Source organism: Flavobacterium flavigenum (assembly GCF_027111255.2).
Lineage (GTDB): Bacteria > Bacteroidota > Bacteroidia > Flavobacteriales > Flavobacteriaceae > Flavobacterium > Flavobacterium flavigenum.
Window position 1 is genome coordinate 1,283,156 of the sequence record NZ_CP114285.2, and the last position, 18,891, is coordinate 1,302,046.

Genomic DNA, 18,891 nt, shown 5'->3' on the forward strand with positions numbered 1-18,891 from the left:
TGGAATCAGGTGCTCACTTTAAAACGGAATGGGGTGATCAATATAACCGGAATTTGCAACTAAGATCATTATGATTGTGTAAATGAAAAATAAAACCTAATTTTGAAAAATAGTCTAGTCTGGCTAAATCTGATGGTATTTTATTTATTGCAATAATTATATTGTCTATATATTGTTCAATATTTACTTTCTTCTCAATTAAACTTTCTAAAGAAAATATTAGATATTCCAAATTATAATGATAGCTCTTACAATATAATTCAGAGTAAAAAACATCACTATCTTTAATATTTTTTATTTGGCTATAAATCTCGGTAGTAAAATGAATATCAAATTCTGCCAACTCAGCACAAATTGTATTAACTATTTCATATCGTGTCCAATCTTGTGAAAAAGCATTTATAAGTACTTTTAATCTGTCTTTTGTAGCAGTAAAATCTTTTCTATTAGTTTGGATATTTTTTTTAAATATCTTGAAAAGTAGAATGTTTAAATAGACAAGCGAGGAATCTGAATTTAATTCTTTTTCAATTGAAAAATATATCTCTTTAATTTTTATTAAAAAATGATTTTTCAATGAGTCCTCTTCTGCAAATTTTTCAAAAATTAATGATACCGCCCATGATTTGAAATATATTTCATTAAACAAATTTAAATGAGAAATTAAATTTTCAATATTTATAAATTTAACGTCAACATTATCAATACTATTTTCAATACCAGTTAATAAACAAAAATCTCTACTAACTGAATTATTTAATCTTTTAGAAATATCCACTGCGAAATGTAAATCAACAGAGCTAATGTTTTTAATCACATTTGTAAATACCAATTTTTGATTCGCTGTACATTGAATTAATGAGTCAACAGTGATATTTAGAATATTATAATTTTTTGATCTTAAATTTTTTAAAATGGGACTATTACATTTAAACAAAGATTTGTAAACTAAAGATAAACTTTCAGCTTTTATTAGCAAATCTTCCTCTGTTTCAATTTCTGATATTATTTCGTCTAAAATTTCAAATGATTTATCTGGGGCTTCAGATAGTTTAATGTTGAAAATATTGATTTTGTATCGAATTTTATTTATGAACAACCCCTTATCAATTATTAATTGATCTATTGAGTTTAGTTTTTTCAATAGATTTTTCTTATCATCAATGCTTTTTACAAGTAATATTTTTGAAGACAATAGAATTAATATTTCCAAGTTTATCAAATTATTTACATTTGACGATAATAAAATATCAAAGGTTTTATCTATAAGTTTTTCTAAACCTTCAGTAGCAGTTTTAATATTTTCTAAATATAACCTTGTTAACTTTATTTTCTCAATTGAATCATCAATTTTATCAATCTCATTAAGAATTTTATCTAAGGAAAAATTGCTTAAAATGTATCCTAAAGCACGAGCAATCTTTCGTGATTTTATATTATTAAATTTTTCTAACTTTTCATTTGCTGATTCTTTCTTGTCATTATCAACTTCGTTATTTAACGACATCATAGAAAGTTTGGCAACTATTAAATCATTTATATTAGAACTATCAATCTCTTTATTGTCAAGAATTTTCAAAGCCATTGATGGATCAATGTATAAAAGATCAGAAACGATGTCATATATATCATCTCCACTATTAGAAAAATCACTGTTCTCAAATAGATCTTCAATATCAGAAAGTAAAATTTCTTCAATTATATTATTGTCTAGTTTTTGCTTTTTAGCAATTAAACAATATAGTTTTAATCTTTCGACATTGATAACAGACTTATTTGCTATGTTTAATGCGCCATCATAATCTTTGAAAGCTAACTTGGTGGTAACATCTGATAATAGCTCTAAATTATTTTGTAAATAATTAAAAAAACTGCCTTTTATTGATAAATGAACTAAATTGTTTTGTAATTTTAATTGATTAGATGCATTATTTCCAATATTAATTATGGAATTTATTTTATTTAAGTTACCGGTATGTCTAAATGAATTAATTAAAAGTTCATCAGTCATTTCAGAATGTATATCAGTCCATCTTTTTCTGTCAAAAAGTAGTTTTATTAGTTCTATTTTCTTATCCAAGTCGGACGTCTTATTCAATAATTTGATTAAACCATTTTCAACCCAATCTAAATTATTATTAAATTTTTCTGAAATAGAAATTTTATATGAATCTGAAATAAAGCTCAAATTATTACCTTCACATTTAACAAAATCTATATTTGATAATATTTGAGATATCTGTTCTTTATCTATTTCCATTATAAATGAAATATCCTCTAAAGATATTTTATTTGGACTTAATGATAATAATGACAATATCTTAGCAATAGTATCATTAGATAAGTCGATTTTTTCTAATTCAATATTAATCCACTCCTTATAATTTTCTGATTCCATTATCTTTGATAAGGAGATGTTTTTTTCCAGTTGTCTTTTAATTAAAAACAATCGTGATGGAAGTCCTCTAGTAATTTTAAAAATATCATCTTCCTCTCTTTGACTTATTTCAGATACATTGAGATAATATTTAATGTCATTTATAGAAATTCCTACAACTTTTATGCTTGTTGATAAATTAATTTTGCTAAGACCCTTAATTTCCTTTTTAAAGATTGCATCATCACCTGTAATAATATATCGAAACTCCGTCTGTCCTAAAAATAAAAGTTCTTCTATTTCTTTTAGTAGACCAACAGAGTCACTTAATCCATCAATTACAAAATAAATTTTTTTGCCCTTGTAATTTTTTCTTAGTTTAGTAAGCAATGTACGATAGCGGTCAATATTAAGTTCGTCATTATCAATTTCGTCTAATTTAAAACCTACTTGATTAATTATATTCTCTAAAAAATAATTAACTGAATAATCCATTTTGTTATGAGGATTAAAAAAAACAGAAAAAGTTATTTTATCGAATTTTTTTACAAATTCTTGACAGATAATTGTTTTTCCAGAGCCTTCTTCCCCTTTTAAAAATACAACCTGATTATCATTTAAGAGCTCTTCTAATTCTGTAATATATTGTTTTCTATCTATCGACGGAACAATATTATAGTTAAATCCCATTGAAAAATCGTAGGTGTGTAGTACTTTTGCTTCCAAAGACATTTTAAATTTATTTTATTAATTAAGAAAGAAATTTCGTAAATATAGAAAATAATTAATCCCTTTTAATTAAAAGAAAAAATAAAGGTGTTGAATTATTAGAATTATTTTAATTGTATGGGTTCAGAATTCCTTTAGCACTAAATTTATTTCCCAAATTATTTCCATTATAAATGTACTGAGTTTTATGATCTAAGTAAGTGCTTCCTTCTTCACTATCTGTTTTTTATAAAATTCCAAATCATATATTTCATTGATAACAGCCACTATTTCTTTTTCTTTCATTAAAATGATTCGATAAGTGGTTACAATGAGTTATTAAATAGTGCCATCTTATCTGTTCACTTAATTTTCAGCGGGTACTACTCTAAATTTTTTTTCAGTTAGTCATATCCATAGGAGTGAATCGCAGTCTCACGATTCTTGTTCTGTTTGAATTTTCTCTTTCCATCATTTTTCCTTTTCATTGTTTGCAAACTCTTCTTCTTTGAATGTCTCCACCATCGAGTTCCCAGGTAATGGGTGGCTATAATGGACATATTCTGTACATAATACTATTCTGGTTAGCTTTTTTTTGAGAATCCTTTTTTATCATAAATTTTTTCAAAAGAAAAAGGGGAAAAAGAAAGCAGTTGCAAAATTGGAAATGAATAAATGGAGTGATATAAATCTCGAAGGGTGGTAAGGCGAGGAACGAGGCTTGTCATTATACGCACTTCGTTTTTCAATTTCCAATAACTTGGGTTGCTTTTTCTTCTTTTTTAAGAAAATTTAATCGCCTCTATCTATACTAACATAAGAAAATGACGAAAGAATTATAATAGAAAACAAAAAAGAGACTTGAAGTCTCTTTGTGGAATTAATGTATCTTTATAACAGATTATTTATTGATTAGTTTTTCAAGTCTTGTCATCATTTCATCTTTCTCTTTTAACATACGCTCGTACAAAGCGATTTTCTCATCATATAACTGAACAATTTTATCAACGGGATTGAAAGAAGGTTGGTAGCTAAATCCGGAAGCAACCGCATTATCCTTAAAGTCTTGAAAGGAATAAGTATTTGCAATAACATTCACAGCCTGCTCCTCATCAAAATTCTGAAAAGCCTCAACTGGTATTTTTAATACAGCTGAGATTTGTTTTAGCAGATTGTCTTCAATTACATCTTTCTGCTCCAGCATAGAAATTTTCTTTTGGTTCCAGTCTTCTCCCAGATCATAAGCCAATGCCTCCTGCTTGATGTTAAGCATTTCTCTAAAACGTTTTACGTTTCTTCCCTGATGTATTTTTTGTTCCATAGCGAGTACAATTTCTGAAGGCTCAAAGATAAAGCCATCTGTATTAAAAAGTGTGAATTTCAAAGATAAAAAAATATCCGTAAAATATCCCTTTGTTCAGATAGTATATCCAAATCAGGAATAGTTTATCCTTTTGAAAGAATAGAACTTCGTTGGTGAATCGTAAGCTACTCACTATGAAAAAGAATAAAAACTATAAGACAGAAAAAAGGCTTATAAAAACAAGGACACAAGCAAAAAAGGTATTAAGTATGTTTTGGCAGGATCCTGAAAAAATGAATATCGAAAAAGGAATTGCAACACTGCTCAATAAACTCAACAATCCCGGGCTCAACCTGTTATTCGACAACTATCCTGATCTTTTAGAGCAATACGGTTTACAGGAACTGCTTTCAGGTAATCTGGAAATCCCTAACACCAAAATACAGGACGTCAAGACCGCAGGACTGCTTACGTGTCTGGAATTACTGGTCTATTTTTGTCATGACCTGAAAGAAAACCCAAATCCGGCTGACAAGCATTTTGATAGCCTCCGGTATATTTTAAAATCCATTACAGCATCACAATTTGTAAAAGAATTGCTTCTTGTTGTAATCACAGTGACAGGAGTAGACTATTATAAAAAATATCGGCAGAAAATAGAGCACTTCGATTTTGACAAACAAAACGCCATACTTCTGGAAAACGACCCTGAACTGCAGGAACACCTCAGCCTGATGGTTTGGTTTGCAATGTCCAGGCTGTTTATAGAGTCAGTATACGTGTATTTCGACCATCCAAAACAAAACCATAAAACCAAAACCGTATGAAAACCGCAGCAAAACTTTCATTCCCACAGCTCCAAAACGAATATCTGGAAAACATCCTGCGCCAGTCGGTCAGTCAGCATGCTATCGTTCAGGTATTTTTTACAGTAGAGCCTTCTCCCCTTTTTTCACAACTCATCATTCATACCGAAAAAAACACCGCTATCCTGAACAAATGGGTGGAAAAAGTGAGAAACCAGTATCACATCAATGTGTGTTGGGTCTATTCTTCAAAACTGCATCGTCAGTATGCTTTGGGTTCGCCTTTCATTGCATTCTACTGCCGTCCGGCTGCTGTAATCTATCAAAATGAAACGTTAGAAGAAGCTATTTTCAAAACAAAAGAATGGAAAAAATACAAAAAGAAATTTAACACGTATCAAAACAACTTTTACCACGATCACGAACTTCAGAAATGGCAGATTAAAAACCTCATGGCAGATGGCGCCTCAAACAGTGTTTTCACATCCTATGCAAGACTGATAGAATATGACCTCGAGTGTTTAGAAGAACTCTATACCGGAAACACTTTCAACACACTAAATCTGAACGAAAGAATCCGGAACCTGACCACATGCATTCCCGAAATTCAAAAATACTTCGTACAAAACAGCCGCAACCGCTATTTCCTTACCGATCTTTTCACAAAAGCAAAAGAAGCCGCCTCAGAAGGTGATGCAATCTACAGGGATGAAATGTACCAGTCAGTCGAAATTACAGAGCAAAATCTGCTTCGCTTAGCCACAGAACGTTATGACGATTTAAAGAAACAAATCAAAAAAGAAGCCGCTAAAAAACAAGAGCTTCCCCATCAAATTGAGAACAAACCAAAAGACAGCATCCTTGACACCGCCATCGAAAGCATCCTAAATTCGGCTGAAGTCGAACAGATTTACATATTCCGTCAAATCACCTATGGCGAAAAAACAACGTATTACCTGTTGCTCATTGCCGATACGGTTGGCAACGAAAAATTAAAAACAGTAACCCAATCCCTCAAAAGCAAATGGGGCGACCAATACGATTTTGTACTGTTAAGCCACAGCCGTTACTGGATTCAGAAAAACCTGTATCTGTATCAGCATTTCTTTGCCGGTATTATGCAGGACCAAAATCTCATCTGGTCGTCTGAACCGTACCACCCTGATTTGCATTGGGAAGTACCTTACGAACCGTTTCATGCCGATTTGCATTTTTACTATAAAGCAGCCAAAAATGTGGCTTTCCAATTTTTTGCAATAGACGGCAATCCCAAACAAAACTACCAGGGTTTAGATTACCTGTTTACATTGTTTTTTCTGTCGTTTTGCAGAACCTATATTTTTGTAAAAACATACTACCTGCCCAATTACCTGTCCTCGCAGTCCTTATGGCAGCTGTGCAGTTACGCAGATCCCGACATAAGAAAATACAATTACCTGATCGAACAATTCTGGACAGACATTTTTCTTTACACAGACAAACACATGACCCTCCACCACAGACTGTCAAAACTCAGCAAAGAGCAGGTCAGTCAAATGAACATCATCGTCGAAAAACTAATCTTCGAATTACACCATCTGGTTATTGAAGGAAAATTAATATACTCTGACAAAGACGAAGAAGAGGAATAAACTCCGAGGCAAAGCAGAAACAATTTTCACCCCTCAGTGGAATCGAAGGATTTATGGAAACAAAAGGCTTCGATAAGTAATTCTTTTGCCCTCAAAAAGATTTACGATTTTATCTGGAAATAGCATAGAACTAATTACAAATCAGTTTCATTGTTTACCTAATGCCATTGGGGAGTTATACAAAAGCCGTTGGTAAGTAGAAATCTTTTTCAGAGATATAATCAAGCAGTTACTTCATATAAAATCGTTCATAGGAACATTCAAAAATGTGGTTATGATTCAAATCTGGATTGCTTTAATTATCATTGTCATTCTAAAAGCTCAATCAAAATTTGACTGGTATTTATCCAATTGATAGCTTTTGTACGTTTGAATCTTTTCGTTAAAATTGACTTACAAAAATGACTAGATAAACCATTTGAAGAACACCTGGAGCCTGCCCCGGAAAACATACAGTTTTTTTTGAAAAATGACCATTTCAAAGGCTAAACTCAATGAAATGATCGAATTTGATATGCCGCAATTTCATTTAGAAAAGGATTGATTTAAAACCAAAGAAAGAGGAAAAAAGTAAATAATACAAATCAATTTTAACATTTATAAAGTATTTTATACATTTGCCCGAAAATTAAAAAAAAATATTCCCTTGCTTATAAAAAACGACTTTATATTCAAATTATGTAGTGGCTTTTTTTATTAAATATCAAAGTTTAAAACTAATTACAATTGAAGTTTGTTGATAGTATCAGTGCTAAACTTACACTTAGTAGGTATCGATTGGGCAAATGGCCCTTATGTTATGGAAACAGCTATTAACGTAACTGGAGGAATCAATTATTCGGTAATGGGAGCCAATCAGATTTCTAAAAATAGTTTATTAATTAAAGGAATTCCTCAATACCAGTTGACACTAAGAGAGAGGAAGAAATTATTGTAATGGTATCGGAAGGTTTTCGACATAAAGAAATTTAATAAAGTGAGATATTAAAAAAGGAAAGTCAATATTTAAAATTAATGTAAAACTACATATTCTTATGAATTCTAAATTTTTCAAATTGTTCTTGGTTATGTTTTTAACCCAAATATTCATAACAAACAATTTAAAAGCGCAAGAGCTACTATTTGACAATGGTCCTTTTACAACAAATACTGGTGTTGGTTTTGGTGGTTCAGATGTTTCTGTACTGCAAAACGTTACATTAGGATATGGCACAGTAGGATTCTCAATAAACAACACAGGTAATTTCCGTTTAACTGATCAATTTACTAATGCTGCGCCATGGTATTTAGATTATGTTGATGTTTTTGCTTACCAAACTGGAAGTTCGGTTTCATCCACGTTTACAAGTGGTGTTGTTAAAATTTGGAATAGTGACCCTAGCAGTGGAACAGCTATATCAGAATTTGGTGATTTTACCACTAATCGAATGATTTTGACTGATTTTACAAATTGCTATCGAGTTCAAGAAGACGCTAGTTTGCTCACAAATAATCGTCCGATAATGAGAATACGGATTTCGATTGGCGCCATAATTCAACCTGGAACACATTGGATTGAATGGGCGTTAACAGGCACATTGGCTTCTGGACCATTTGCTCCGCCAATTAGTATTTTGGGCACTGGTAATACAGGAGATGCAAAGCAGTTTAGTGCAACCGGATATACAAACACCATAAATAATGGCGCATACCAAGCAGGAATACCATTCAAACTTTTTGGAACTCAATTTGTATCCTATTCACCTAGTCCCAATGCTATTTGTCCTGGAAGTAATGTGACAGTTAATTTTTTAGATCCCGTAATACGAAATACAGGGAATTCCTATAAATTAGAATTATCAGATGTAAACGGAAATTTTCCTGGGACAGTTTTAACGACTACTGTCGTAAGTTCGAGTCAATTATCAGCTGTAATTCCAATATCTACCGTTGGAAGTGCTAACTACAAGATCAGAACTGTTGCCTCCAGCCCAAGTGAAAATAGTTCCCCTTCAGATTTTCTGAATGTCTACACGCCGCCAAACGCTGTCGTAACATCTCAAACAGATGTTTCATGTAATGGAGGATCGAACGGAACTGCTTCAGTATCTGCTTCAGGTGGTACTGGTGGATATACCTATTCTTGGTCTCCTTCCGGTGGAACAGCTGCTACAGCAACCGGATTAAGTGCAGGAACCTATACGGTAACAGTAACCGATGCTAACGGATGTAAGGCTACTCAAAACTTTACCATTACAGAGCCTACAGCTCTATCAGCTACTGCAGCTTCACAAACCAATGTTTCTTGTAATGGTGGTTCTAACGGAGCGGCTTCAATTAATACCCCAACAGGAGGTGCAGGTGGATATACCTATAACTGGACGCCGGGTAACCCAACTGGTGATGGTACAACTTCGGTAACTGGACTAACTCCTGGTACATGGACCTGTACTGTAACTGATGCAAATAATTGTACTGCAGCGGTTAACTTTACCATTACGCAGCCTACGGCTTTAACAGCTACTGCCGCTTCACAAACCAATGTTTCTTGTAATGGTGGTTCTAACGGAGCGGCTTCAATCAACACACCAACTGGTGGAGCGGGTGGATATACCTATAACTGGACGCCGGGTAACCCAACTGGTGATGGTACAACTTCGGTAACTGGACTAACTTCTGGTACATGGACTTGTACCGTAACTGATGCTAATAATTGTACTACAGCAGTTAACTTTACCATTACGCAGCCAACGGCTTTAACAGCTACTGCCGCTTCACAAACAAATGTTTCTTGTAATGGTGGTTCTAACGGAGCGGCTTCAATCAACACACCAACTGGTGGAGCGGGCGGATATACTTATAACTGGACGCCGGGTAACCCAACTGGTGATGGTACAACTTCGGTAACTGGGCTAACTCCTGGTACGTGGACCTGTACCGTAACTGATGCAAATAATTGTACTGCAGCAGTTAACTTTACCATTACGCAGCCAACGGCTTTAACAGCTACTGCCGCTTCACAAACAAATGTTTCTTGTAATGGTGGTTCTAACGGAGCGGCTTCAATCAACACACCAACTGGTGGAGCGGGCGGATATACTTATAACTGGACGCCGGGTAACCCAACTGGTGATGGTACAACTTCGGTAACTGGGCTAACTCCTGGTACGTGGACCTGTACCGTAACTGATGCAAATAATTGTACTGCAGCAGTTAACTTCACAATTACAGAGCCTACAGCTCTAGCAGCTACTGCCGCTTCACAAACCAATGTTTCTTGTAATGGTGGTTCTAACGGAGCGGCTTCAATCAACACACCAACTGGTGGAGCGGGTGGATATACCTATAACTGGACTCCGGGTAACCCAACTGGTGATGGTACAACTTCGGTAACTGGACTAACCCCTGGTACGTGGACCTGTACCGTAACTGATGCAAATAATTGTACTGCAGCAGTTAACTTCACAATTACAGAGCCTACAGCTCTAGCAGCTACTGCCGCTTCACAAACCAATGTTTCTTGTAATGGTGGTTCTAACGGAGCGGCTTCAATCAACACACCAACTGGTGGAGCGGGTGGATATACCTATAACTGGACGCCGGGTAACCCAACTGGTGATGGTACAACTTCGGTAACTGGACTAACTCCTGGTACATGGACCTGTACTGTAACCGATGCTAACAATTGTACTGCAGCGGTTAACTTTACCATTACACAACCAACGGCAATTAGTTTCACAACAACAGTTTTGTCTGGTTATGATTACAATACAGGATATAGTCAAACTATAATAGCCTCAGAAGGAACAGGATCTAAAACATATGCCGTTACAGCGGGAAGTTTGCCTTCTGGTTTCACGCTATCAACAGCTGGACAGATAACAGGTACTTCAACTCAAATTGCTGATAGTAATTTTACGGTCACTGCTACTGACGCTAATAATTGTACTGCTACCTATAATTATGTACTGAAATTAAATCAAATTCCAATTACGGTAACTGCAACACCTTCTCAAACTAAAATATATGGAGAGAGTGATCCTGTTTTAACTTATACAGTGTCACCAAGTTTGCTTTCCGGAGATGCATTCACAGGGTCTTTAACAAGGGTTAGTGGTGAAAATATTGGTAGTTATGCTATTAATCAAGGTTCGCTTTCAGCTGGGTCTAAATATTTAATTACTTATGTTGGTGCTAACTTTGCTATTACTGCTAAACCAATTACAGTAACAGCAGCTCCATCACAAACGAAAGTTTACGGAACAACAGATCCTGTTTTTGATTATACAGTTTCACCAAATTTAGTAGGTAGTGATGCCTTTACAGGAGCGTTAACTAGAGTTGCCGGGGAAAGCATTGGAAATTTCGCTATTAACCAGGGAAGTTTGAGTGCCGGATCTAATTATACGATTAGTTACGCAGGTGCTAACTTTACTATTACGGCAAAACCAATTACAGTAACAGCAACTCCATCACAAACGAAAGTTTACGGAACAACAGATCCAGCTTTTGCATATACCGTTTCGCCAGGTTTAGTAGGTAGTGATGCCTTTACAGGAGCTTTAACGAGAGCTATCGGGGAAAACATTGGAAATTACGCTATTAACCAGGGAAGTTTGAGTGCCGGTTCTAATTATAACATTACTTATGTAAGCAAAGATTTTACTATTACGGCAAAACCTATTACAGTAACGGCAGATGCTTCACAAACAAAAGTATATGGAACAAACGATCCTGTTTACACTTATACGGTTTCTCCAAGTTTAGTAAGTGGTGATTCTTTCACCGGAACTTTAACAAGAGCTGCCGGAGAGAACGTGGGTGTTTACGCTATCACACAAGGTACCTTAAGTGCGGGAACAAATTACAATATTACTTATGTAAGCAAAGATTTTACTATTACGGCAAAACCTATCACAGTAACAGCAAATGCTTCACAAACCAAAGTATATGGAACAACCGATCCTGTTTTTGATTATACTGTTTCTCCAAGTTTAGTAAGTGGTGATTCTTTCAGCGGAGCTTTAACAAGAGCTGCCGGAGAGAACGTGGGTGTTTACGCTATCACACAAGGTACCTTAAGTGCTGGTGGAAATTACACTATTACATATAATGGCTCTGATTTTACTATTACAAAAGCAAATCAGGTAATTACATGGAATCAGACTTTGGGATTAGGTTGTGATGGAGAAACTAGTATTGTTTTGACTGCTGTCGCTAATAGTGGTTTAGCTGTAAATTATGCTTCTTCTAATGCTACTATTGCTACTGTCTCGAATAATTCATTAATTTTTCAAAATTATGGATCTGCAACCATAACGGCTTCGCAACCAGGAAATATGAATTACAATGCGGCACCATCTGTAGTTTTACCAGTAGTAAGCAGCCAGCCAAACCTGATTAGAAAACATTTTGAAGATGTTATTTTCTTTGACAATAGCTCTAAGAGTTTTAAATCGTATAACTGGTATAAAAATGGGGTGTTAGTTCCTGGTCAAACTTCACAATATTTCAAAGAAAGTGGTCCTTTGAATGGAACTTACTATGCAGTAGCAACAAAACTAGACGGAACTTTAATTACAACCTGTACGTTAACTTTATCTCCTACAATGGAAGAAGAGTATATCAGAATTGTTCCAAACCCTGTTAGAAGTAATACTACTTTCCAATTGATAACAAATGTTAGTGCAAACAGATTACAAAATGCGCGTGTTGAGCTTTATAATTTAACAGGAAGCCTGCTAACTACTATAAACACAAGTCAAAACACTATTGACATGACAGCTCCTAATGTCGAGGGAATTTATATTGTAAAAATGACCTTAGCAAATGGTAAATACTTTACTAAAAACCTTTTAGTAAGAAATTAAAATAATTTACAGAATAGGACATCCTCATTTTTTAATGAATGGGGATGGATTATTCTAATTAAAAAACAAGTATGAAATCGCCATTATCACCAAGTTTGCGTGATCAAAAGCAAATAATAAAAAAAACGATTACATATATTACCTCTAAAAAATAAAATTTACATCTATGAAACTCAATATTAAAAATATAATTTCAACTATAGCTTTCTTAATTTCCCAGGGAATAGCTGCACAGTTTTATGTAGGTATACAGTCGGGAATAGGAAATATTCAAAGTGATATTACTGGCACACAAGAAGGTAACCGCCTTGGAGGAGCTGTAAAAGCAGGTTATATCTACTCTTTAAATACTCATTTTGGTATTGGTGCAGGGCTGGAATTTTCACAGTACAAACAAGAAGTCTCTTTGTCTCAGCCTACTGCAACACTTTCAAATTTTGAGGTTGATGCTTCAACTTCGGCATTTGTTTATAACGTTACAACCAACAATTATATAGAAAAACAAACTTTACATGCTCTGCAAATCCCTCTTTTTGTCCAGTATAAAACAAATATTAATAAGGGTATTGATTTTAATTTTAGAGCCGGAGCTAAATATTTTTTACCGGTAAAATATAAAATTAAAGCAACAGCCGATTACGTAAATGGCAGCGCTTATTATCCAGATGTAAACCTGACTATTGATAATCTGCCAGAATATGGTTTTGGTAGCCAGGATAATTATTCCTCATCAGGAGAGTATAAAACTAAAGGAATTCTAATGAGTTCTTTTGAGTTAGGATTTACATTTGATATGGGAAAGAAGAATTCGTTATATGCAGCCATGTATCTGGAAAGTGGATATGGTACAATTTTAGACCAAAACAAGAATGAATCTTATGTTGGTTATAATGAAACTGCTGTATCCGACAGGAAAGCTAATGGCTTATATAGTATTGATAAAGATGCTGAAATTAAACCTGTAGCTTTTGGTGTAACACTAGGATGGAATTTTAAATAACCTGTATAGTTATTTCAGGACGGGTCAAATCAGCATGACTGAAAATGGAGATCCTTATGAAAACGCATTGGCAGAACGTGTAAACGGAATCATCAAGACAGAGTTCAATCTTCATAGTAGCCAGTTGGGTTTTGAACAAACCTACAACCAGATAAAGAAAAGTATTAAAGTTTATAATGAAATCAGACCACATTCAAGTTGTAATTACCTAACCCCAAATCAAGCTCATTTGCAATCAGGGAACTTGAAGAAGCGATGGAAGAATTATAATAAAAAATTTAGCCATGAAAAAACAGTTGTATAGTAAGTTTAGGATTAAAAATTATATTTGTATAGCTATAACAGGATTTATTTAATAATCTGTATAGTTATTTTAGGACGATTCATAGGACGATTCACATATATAGATAAGGCATAGATAAAGCATGGATAGTGCATGGATAGTGCATGATAATGCATGGAAAAAAATGCGCTTCTCTAATTGTATTTTAAGGTTTGCCGGTAATGCTTTTTCAGCAGCAATAACAGTATATTTATAACCCGGTTTTTGTAATTGTCCAACGAATTGTTCTACTAAAATTTCTTCGGATTACTTAAGTTTAATTTATCATTTTCCCACACGATCGGATTTTGTATAATGTAATTCGCTATTCTTTGATATTCAAAATCATTTCTGACAATATGATCGTGGTAATTGGGTTGAAAAAAATGATTATGTTTATTGTATTTTGGTATTGGTAGATGATGTTCGTCGATATAATCATCAATTTTGGTATTTACCGCCGATTTGAATCCGGCAATAAACGATGAAATGGATTTCGGTAATCGTACAGGACGATTCGGTTTTATCGATTCCAATTGTTGAACCGCACGGTTGGGTTGAACCGCACGGCCGTGCGGTTGTACATTAACGTTATCAATCAAATCGTTTGATTCATTACCCGGATGCCATATTTCCACAATCATATGCAAATGGTTGGGCATTATGATATATTCGTGTACAAACAATTCATTTCGAATTTCAAATGATTGCAAAAATTCCTTTTGCACAATTTTACCCATTTCGGATAATTGTATTTCCCCGGCTACAATATCACCCAAAATACATTCCCTGTTTTGGGTAACAATGGTAAGAAAATATAAGGCATTTGAAGAATAATCCCAATTAAGTAACCGATGCGAGCCTATTTTATATTTATTCTTGTATTTATCCATTTCAAAGTGATAGTATACGAAAATAAATAAATTCTATAGTTATTTATCTTACAAATCCTGATTGAAGTACTATCTAAATGAATTAATTGAAAGTGGAGGATTAAGTAAAAAAAGAATAGATAATCTGAGAAAATCGTAATCCATAAACAATAAAAACCATAAGTTTAGGGAATAAAAAAACTCCAAAATCGCAAGACTTTGGAGTTTTTAGTATTTTGTGGGGAGAGCAGGATTCGAACCTGCGAAGTTCACACAGCAGATTTACAGTCTGCCCTCGTTGGCCGCTTGAGTATCTCCCCAAATTTGATTGTGAATCTACAATCTTTCAACACTCTGAAAATCGTATAAAAAAACTCCTTAATTTCTTAAGGAGTTTCTTGGTGGGCGATGAGGGGTTCGAACCCCCGACCCCCTCGGTGTAAACGAGGTGCTCTGAACCAGCTGAGCTAATCGCCCTATTTTACTAGGCTGCTATCATTTCGTGATTGCGAGTGCAAATATACACCTAGAATTTGTAATTGCAAGCCTTTTTGGCAAAAAATGTAAAAGAAAATTTTCCCGCACTTTTAGAAAGCTATTTTTCAGCTTATTAAAAACAAATAAAACTGAAGTATTCTTATGCATTTAGTTAAAATAAAAAATCTATAAAGCTAATTTTAATTATTCCTTTTGTATTCACTCGCTATAGTCATACATTTGCATACCTTAATTGTATATTCAAATGGCAAGATACCAGGAAAATGATTTACCGAAAGCTAAATTAGACGCAAACTCCCTTCAAAAAGCAATCCGAATTTTTAAATACGCTAAAAACCACAAATGGAAATTTTTCCTTGGTTTAGTTTTTTTACTCTTAACCAGCGCCACTGCCCTCGCCTTTCCTAAGTTAATGGGAATGCTGGTAGACTGTGTTACGAATAAAAACCTTAGCCGGGCCAACGAAATTGCAGTTGCGCTATTGGTAATCTTAATGCTCCAGGCAGTTTTCTCGTTTTTCAGAATTTCTCTTTTCGTTAATTTTACAGAGAATTCATTGTCGAACATTCGTTTTGCATTGTATGAGAATTTAATCAAACTCCCGATGTCGTTTTATTCACAAAAACGTGTGGGGGAACTGAACAGCCGGATCAGCGCAGACATTTCGCAGTTACAGGATACTTTTAGCACAACAATTGCAGAATTTTTACGTCAGTTTATTTTAATTATCGGCGGATTTATAATTTTAGGTAATATAAGTCCGAAATTGACTTTGATGATGCTTGCCATCGTTCCTATTGTAGCTGTTGCTGCTGTTATCTTTGGAAGATTTATTCGTAAATACGGAAAAAAAACACAGGATAAAGTAGCCGAAAGCCAGGTAATTGTTGAAGAAACATTGCAGGGAATCAGCAATGTAAAAGCGTTCGCCAACGAATGGTACGAAATTCAGCGTTATAAAAACAAAATCAAAGAAATTGTAAAAATAGCCATCAAAGGCGGTCAGTACAGAGGTTATTTTGCTTCTTTTATCATTTTATGCCTTTTTGGATGTGTCGTTGCCGTTGTCTGGTACGGAATTACCTTAACAATAAAAGGCGAAGTTGAAGGCGTTGGTGATCTGATTTCGTTTGTACTCTATACCACATTCATTGGCGCTTCTTTTGGAGGAATAGCCGAAATGTATGCCCAGATTCAAAAAGCAGTTGGCGCTACAGAACGTGTTTTCGAATTACTCGAAGAAACTCCGGAACCAATCAATGCAAATCCGAAAGCTTCAGCTTCAGTTATAGAAAAAATAAAAGGAAACGTAGCTTTTAAAAATGTAGCTTTTAGTTATCCGTCCAGAAAAGAAGTTGAGGTATTGAAAGACGTAAATTTCAATGCTGATTTCGGTCAGAAGATTGCTCTTGTTGGTCCGAGTGGTGCTGGAAAATCGACTATTTCTTCATTATTATTGCGTTTTTACGATATTACTTCAGGAGAAATTCTTGTTGATGGAAAAAGCATTTACGACTACGATTTAGAAAATCTTCGCGGGAATATGAGTATTGTTCCTCAGGATGTGATTTTATTTGGCGGAACCATCAGGGAAAATATCGCCTACGGAAAACCAGATGCCTCTGATGAAGAAATAATGCTGGCAGCAAAACAGGCTAATGCATTGAATTTCGTAGAAAGCTTTCCTGAAAAATTTGAAACACTGGTTGGGGAACGTGGCGTAAAACTATCAGGAGGCCAGCGTCAGCGTATCGCAATTGCAAGGGCCTTATTAAAAAATCCTAGTATTTTAATTCTGGACGAAGCTACATCTTCTTTAGACAGCGAAAGTGAAAAACTGGTTCAGGAAGCACTAGAAGTTTTGATGGAAGGAAGAACCAGCATTATCATTGCACACCGTCTTTCAACCATTAGAAACGCTGATAAAATTTTAGTTTTGGATAATGGAAGAATCACCGAAGAAGGAACGCATCAGGAGCTTATCAACCTTGAAAACGGTATTTATAAAAACCTGAGCAATCTACAGTTTAGCAATTCTTAACAAGTTTTGAAAATCAATACTTTAAATGCAATAAGACAATAACGTTTTATTGCATTTTTTTTGCAGGTATACAAAATCAAATATCCCAATAATTAAAAAGCTGTCAGGGAAATAAATCTCTTTAATCCCAAAAGCCCTAGCCCTGATCGTAACGGCATCCTGTTGTTGCGGGGTTCGCAACAACAGATATAGTGGAGAGCAGGATAAGCTCCTGAAAATTATAAAAAAAACATTTTGAATTAAACCTTTTTTCAAAACCAATGTCTAAGTTTATTAGGATTAGAAAAACCGAAGCAAAATAGCCTTAAAAACACTTGTACATACAATTGTTAAATAACCATTAAGCCCTTTTGTATTCACATCAAAAAACTAAATTTGTAACACCAATTCAAGACATAAAATCCATTTACTTCAATTTTCATGAAACTAAAACACCTAATTTACGCCCTTATCATTATAGTACTCGGAGGTTTTATCACGTACCGCGTCATATCCAACAAAAAGAAAAACGAAGAATCTAAGAAATTCGGTGATAAGGACAGACCTACAAGTGTAAACGGAATTGTGGTAAAAACTTCGGTTTTTGATAATAATTTATCGTTATCAGGATCTATTGAAGCCAATGAACAGGTTGAGATTCACAGTGAAATTTCCGGAATTGTGGAAGGAATTTATTTTAGCGAAGGAAGTAATGTAAAGAAAGGACAGGTACTTTTTAAGGTAAATGATATTGAATTGAGAGCTCAGTTAAGACAGGCTCAGACAAAAGAAGGTCTGGCAGGCGAAAATCAAAGAAGAGCTAAATTATTATTGCAAAAAGAAGCTATAAGTCAGGAAGAGTTTGATGTTTCCAATGCGGACTACGCTTCCGCGAAAGCACAGACTCAATTGATAAGTGCACAGATTGCCAAAACCTCTGTAAAAGCCCCTTTTTCAGGAAAAATCGGTTTGCGTTCTATTTCACCGGGAACTTACATTACGCCAACTGTTTTGGTAGCCAAACTGGTAAACACTGGGAAATTAAAAATTACATTCTCCATCCCGGAGAAATATGCTGCTCAGGTAACTTCGGGATCAGTTATTGACTTTTCGGTTTCTGGATCTGACAAAACCTATAAGGCAAAAATATACGCAATTGAACCGGAAGTAGAAGTCGCAACACGTACTTTGAAAATCCGTGCGATTGCTGAAAATACCGACGGCAAACTTTTTCCGGGAACATTTGCAGATGTAAAACTTCCTTTGAACATCATTAAAGATGCGATCCTAATACCTTCACAAGCTATTGTTCCGATACAGGATGGTAAAAAAGTGTACATCGCCAACATGGGCAAAGCTAAAGAAGTTAAGGTAGAAGCAGCCACCAGAACAGACGCTTCTGTTTTAATTTTATCCGGATTAAAAGCAGGCGATACTTTAATAACAAGTGGCGTAATGTCTTTAAAAGATGAAGCACCTATAAAGGTTAAAGTAAAATAGTTTTT

11 protein-coding genes and 2 tRNA genes are annotated in these 18,891 nt (G+C 34.5%); 8 read left to right on the forward strand and 5 right to left on the reverse strand.

All coding sequences use genetic code 11. The features are described 5' to 3' along the window. Positions 1 to 37 precede the first annotated feature (37 nt). Positions 38 to 3,109, reverse strand: coding sequence for an NB-ARC domain-containing protein (locus tag OZP09_RS04695; RefSeq protein WP_281310379.1), 3,072 nt, complete (start codon positions 3,107 to 3,109; stop codon positions 38 to 40). An 877-nt stretch (positions 3,110 to 3,986) separates the two neighbouring features. Beyond that, on the reverse strand, positions 3,987 to 4,406 hold the full coding sequence (locus OZP09_RS04700; RefSeq protein WP_269236770.1) for a helix-turn-helix domain-containing protein: 420 nt from the start codon (positions 4,404 to 4,406) through the stop codon (positions 3,987 to 3,989). 176 nt (positions 4,407 to 4,582) lie between these two features. On the opposite strand from OZP09_RS04700, the gene OZP09_RS04705 reads away from it, so the two are divergent. The 6 genes from OZP09_RS04705 to OZP09_RS04730 all read left to right on the forward strand — a co-directional run bounded on the left by OZP09_RS04705 (position 4,583) and on the right by OZP09_RS04730 (position 13,978). Continuing rightward, the gene (locus OZP09_RS04705) at positions 4,583 to 5,215 is read left to right on the forward strand and encodes a hypothetical protein (RefSeq protein ID WP_281310380.1); all 633 of its coding nucleotides are present in this window, start codon (positions 4,583 to 4,585) and stop codon (positions 5,213 to 5,215) included. After that, positions 5,212 to 6,825 (forward strand): hypothetical protein, encoded by a 1,614-nt coding sequence (locus tag OZP09_RS04710; protein ID WP_281310381.1) that lies wholly within the window; start codon positions 5,212 to 5,214, stop codon positions 6,823 to 6,825. Before OZP09_RS04705 ends, OZP09_RS04710 begins: the two co-directional genes overlap by 4 nt. A gap of 736 nt (positions 6,826 to 7,561) precedes the next feature. Continuing rightward, a complete protein-coding gene (locus tag OZP09_RS04715; RefSeq protein ID WP_269236775.1) occupies positions 7,562 to 7,762 on the forward strand; it encodes a hypothetical protein in 201 nt (66 codons plus the stop codon). 130 nt (positions 7,763 to 7,892) lie between these two features. Next, positions 7,893 to 12,674, forward strand: a complete 4,782-nt coding sequence (locus OZP09_RS04720) for an MBG domain-containing protein (protein WP_281310382.1) — start codon at positions 7,893 to 7,895, stop codon at positions 12,672 to 12,674. 166 nt (positions 12,675 to 12,840) lie between these two features. Continuing rightward, on the forward strand, positions 12,841 to 13,674 hold the full coding sequence (locus OZP09_RS04725; RefSeq protein ID WP_269236779.1) for an outer membrane beta-barrel protein: 834 nt from the start codon (positions 12,841 to 12,843) through the stop codon (positions 13,672 to 13,674). Between the two features lie 34 nt (positions 13,675 to 13,708). Continuing rightward, a complete protein-coding gene (locus tag OZP09_RS04730; RefSeq protein ID WP_269236780.1) occupies positions 13,709 to 13,978 on the forward strand; it encodes an integrase core domain-containing protein in 270 nt (89 codons plus the stop codon). Positions 13,979 to 14,247: 269 nt separating this feature from the next. Here OZP09_RS04730 and OZP09_RS04735 read toward each other — a convergent pair whose 3' ends face one another. From OZP09_RS04735 to OZP09_RS04745, 3 genes are all read right to left on the reverse strand, one after another. Next, positions 14,248 to 14,889, reverse strand: coding sequence for a transposase (locus tag OZP09_RS04735; protein ID WP_281310383.1), 642 nt, complete (start codon positions 14,887 to 14,889; stop codon positions 14,248 to 14,250). Between the two features lie 218 nt (positions 14,890 to 15,107). Continuing rightward, positions 15,108 to 15,188 (reverse strand) — tRNA-Tyr (locus OZP09_RS04740). A gap of 79 nt (positions 15,189 to 15,267) precedes the next feature. Next, positions 15,268 to 15,345, reverse strand: a tRNA-Val gene (locus tag OZP09_RS04745). A gap of 265 nt (positions 15,346 to 15,610) precedes the next feature. Here OZP09_RS04745 and OZP09_RS04750 point away from each other — a divergent pair. Together OZP09_RS04750 and OZP09_RS04755 are read left to right on the forward strand one after the other, a co-directional pair. Then, the gene (locus OZP09_RS04750; RefSeq protein ID WP_281310384.1) at positions 15,611 to 17,407 is read left to right on the forward strand and encodes an ABC transporter ATP-binding protein; all 1,797 of its coding nucleotides are present in this window, start codon (positions 15,611 to 15,613) and stop codon (positions 17,405 to 17,407) included. A 420-nt stretch (positions 17,408 to 17,827) separates the two neighbouring features. Beyond that, positions 17,828 to 18,886 (forward strand): efflux RND transporter periplasmic adaptor subunit, encoded by a 1,059-nt coding sequence (locus OZP09_RS04755; RefSeq protein WP_269236782.1) that lies wholly within the window; start codon positions 17,828 to 17,830, stop codon positions 18,884 to 18,886. The last annotated feature ends 5 nt before the right edge of the window (positions 18,887 to 18,891 follow it).

Coding starts and splice junctions, on each gene's coding strand:
- OZP09_RS04735 (WP_281310383.1), bottom strand. CDS start 14,889: ATGGATAAATACAAGAATAAATATAAAATAGGCTCGCATCGGTTACTT.
- OZP09_RS04705 (WP_281310380.1), top strand. CDS start 4,583: ATGAAAAAGAATAAAAACTATAAGACAGAAAAAAGGCTTATAAAAACA.
- OZP09_RS04725 (WP_269236779.1), top strand. CDS start 12,841: ATGAAACTCAATATTAAAAATATAATTTCAACTATAGCTTTCTTAATT.
- OZP09_RS04730 (WP_269236780.1), top strand. CDS start 13,709: ATGACTGAAAATGGAGATCCTTATGAAAACGCATTGGCAGAACGTGTA.
- OZP09_RS04710 (WP_281310381.1), top strand. CDS start 5,212: ATGAAAACCGCAGCAAAACTTTCATTCCCACAGCTCCAAAACGAATAT.
- OZP09_RS04720 (WP_281310382.1), top strand. CDS start 7,893: ATGTTTTTAACCCAAATATTCATAACAAACAATTTAAAAGCGCAAGAG.
- OZP09_RS04695 (WP_281310379.1), bottom strand. CDS start 3,109: ATGTCTTTGGAAGCAAAAGTACTACACACCTACGATTTTTCAATGGGA.
- OZP09_RS04755 (WP_269236782.1), top strand. CDS start 17,828: ATGAAACTAAAACACCTAATTTACGCCCTTATCATTATAGTACTCGGA.
- OZP09_RS04750 (WP_281310384.1), top strand. CDS start 15,611: ATGGCAAGATACCAGGAAAATGATTTACCGAAAGCTAAATTAGACGCA.
- OZP09_RS04700 (WP_269236770.1), bottom strand. CDS start 4,406: ATGGAACAAAAAATACATCAGGGAAGAAACGTAAAACGTTTTAGAGAA.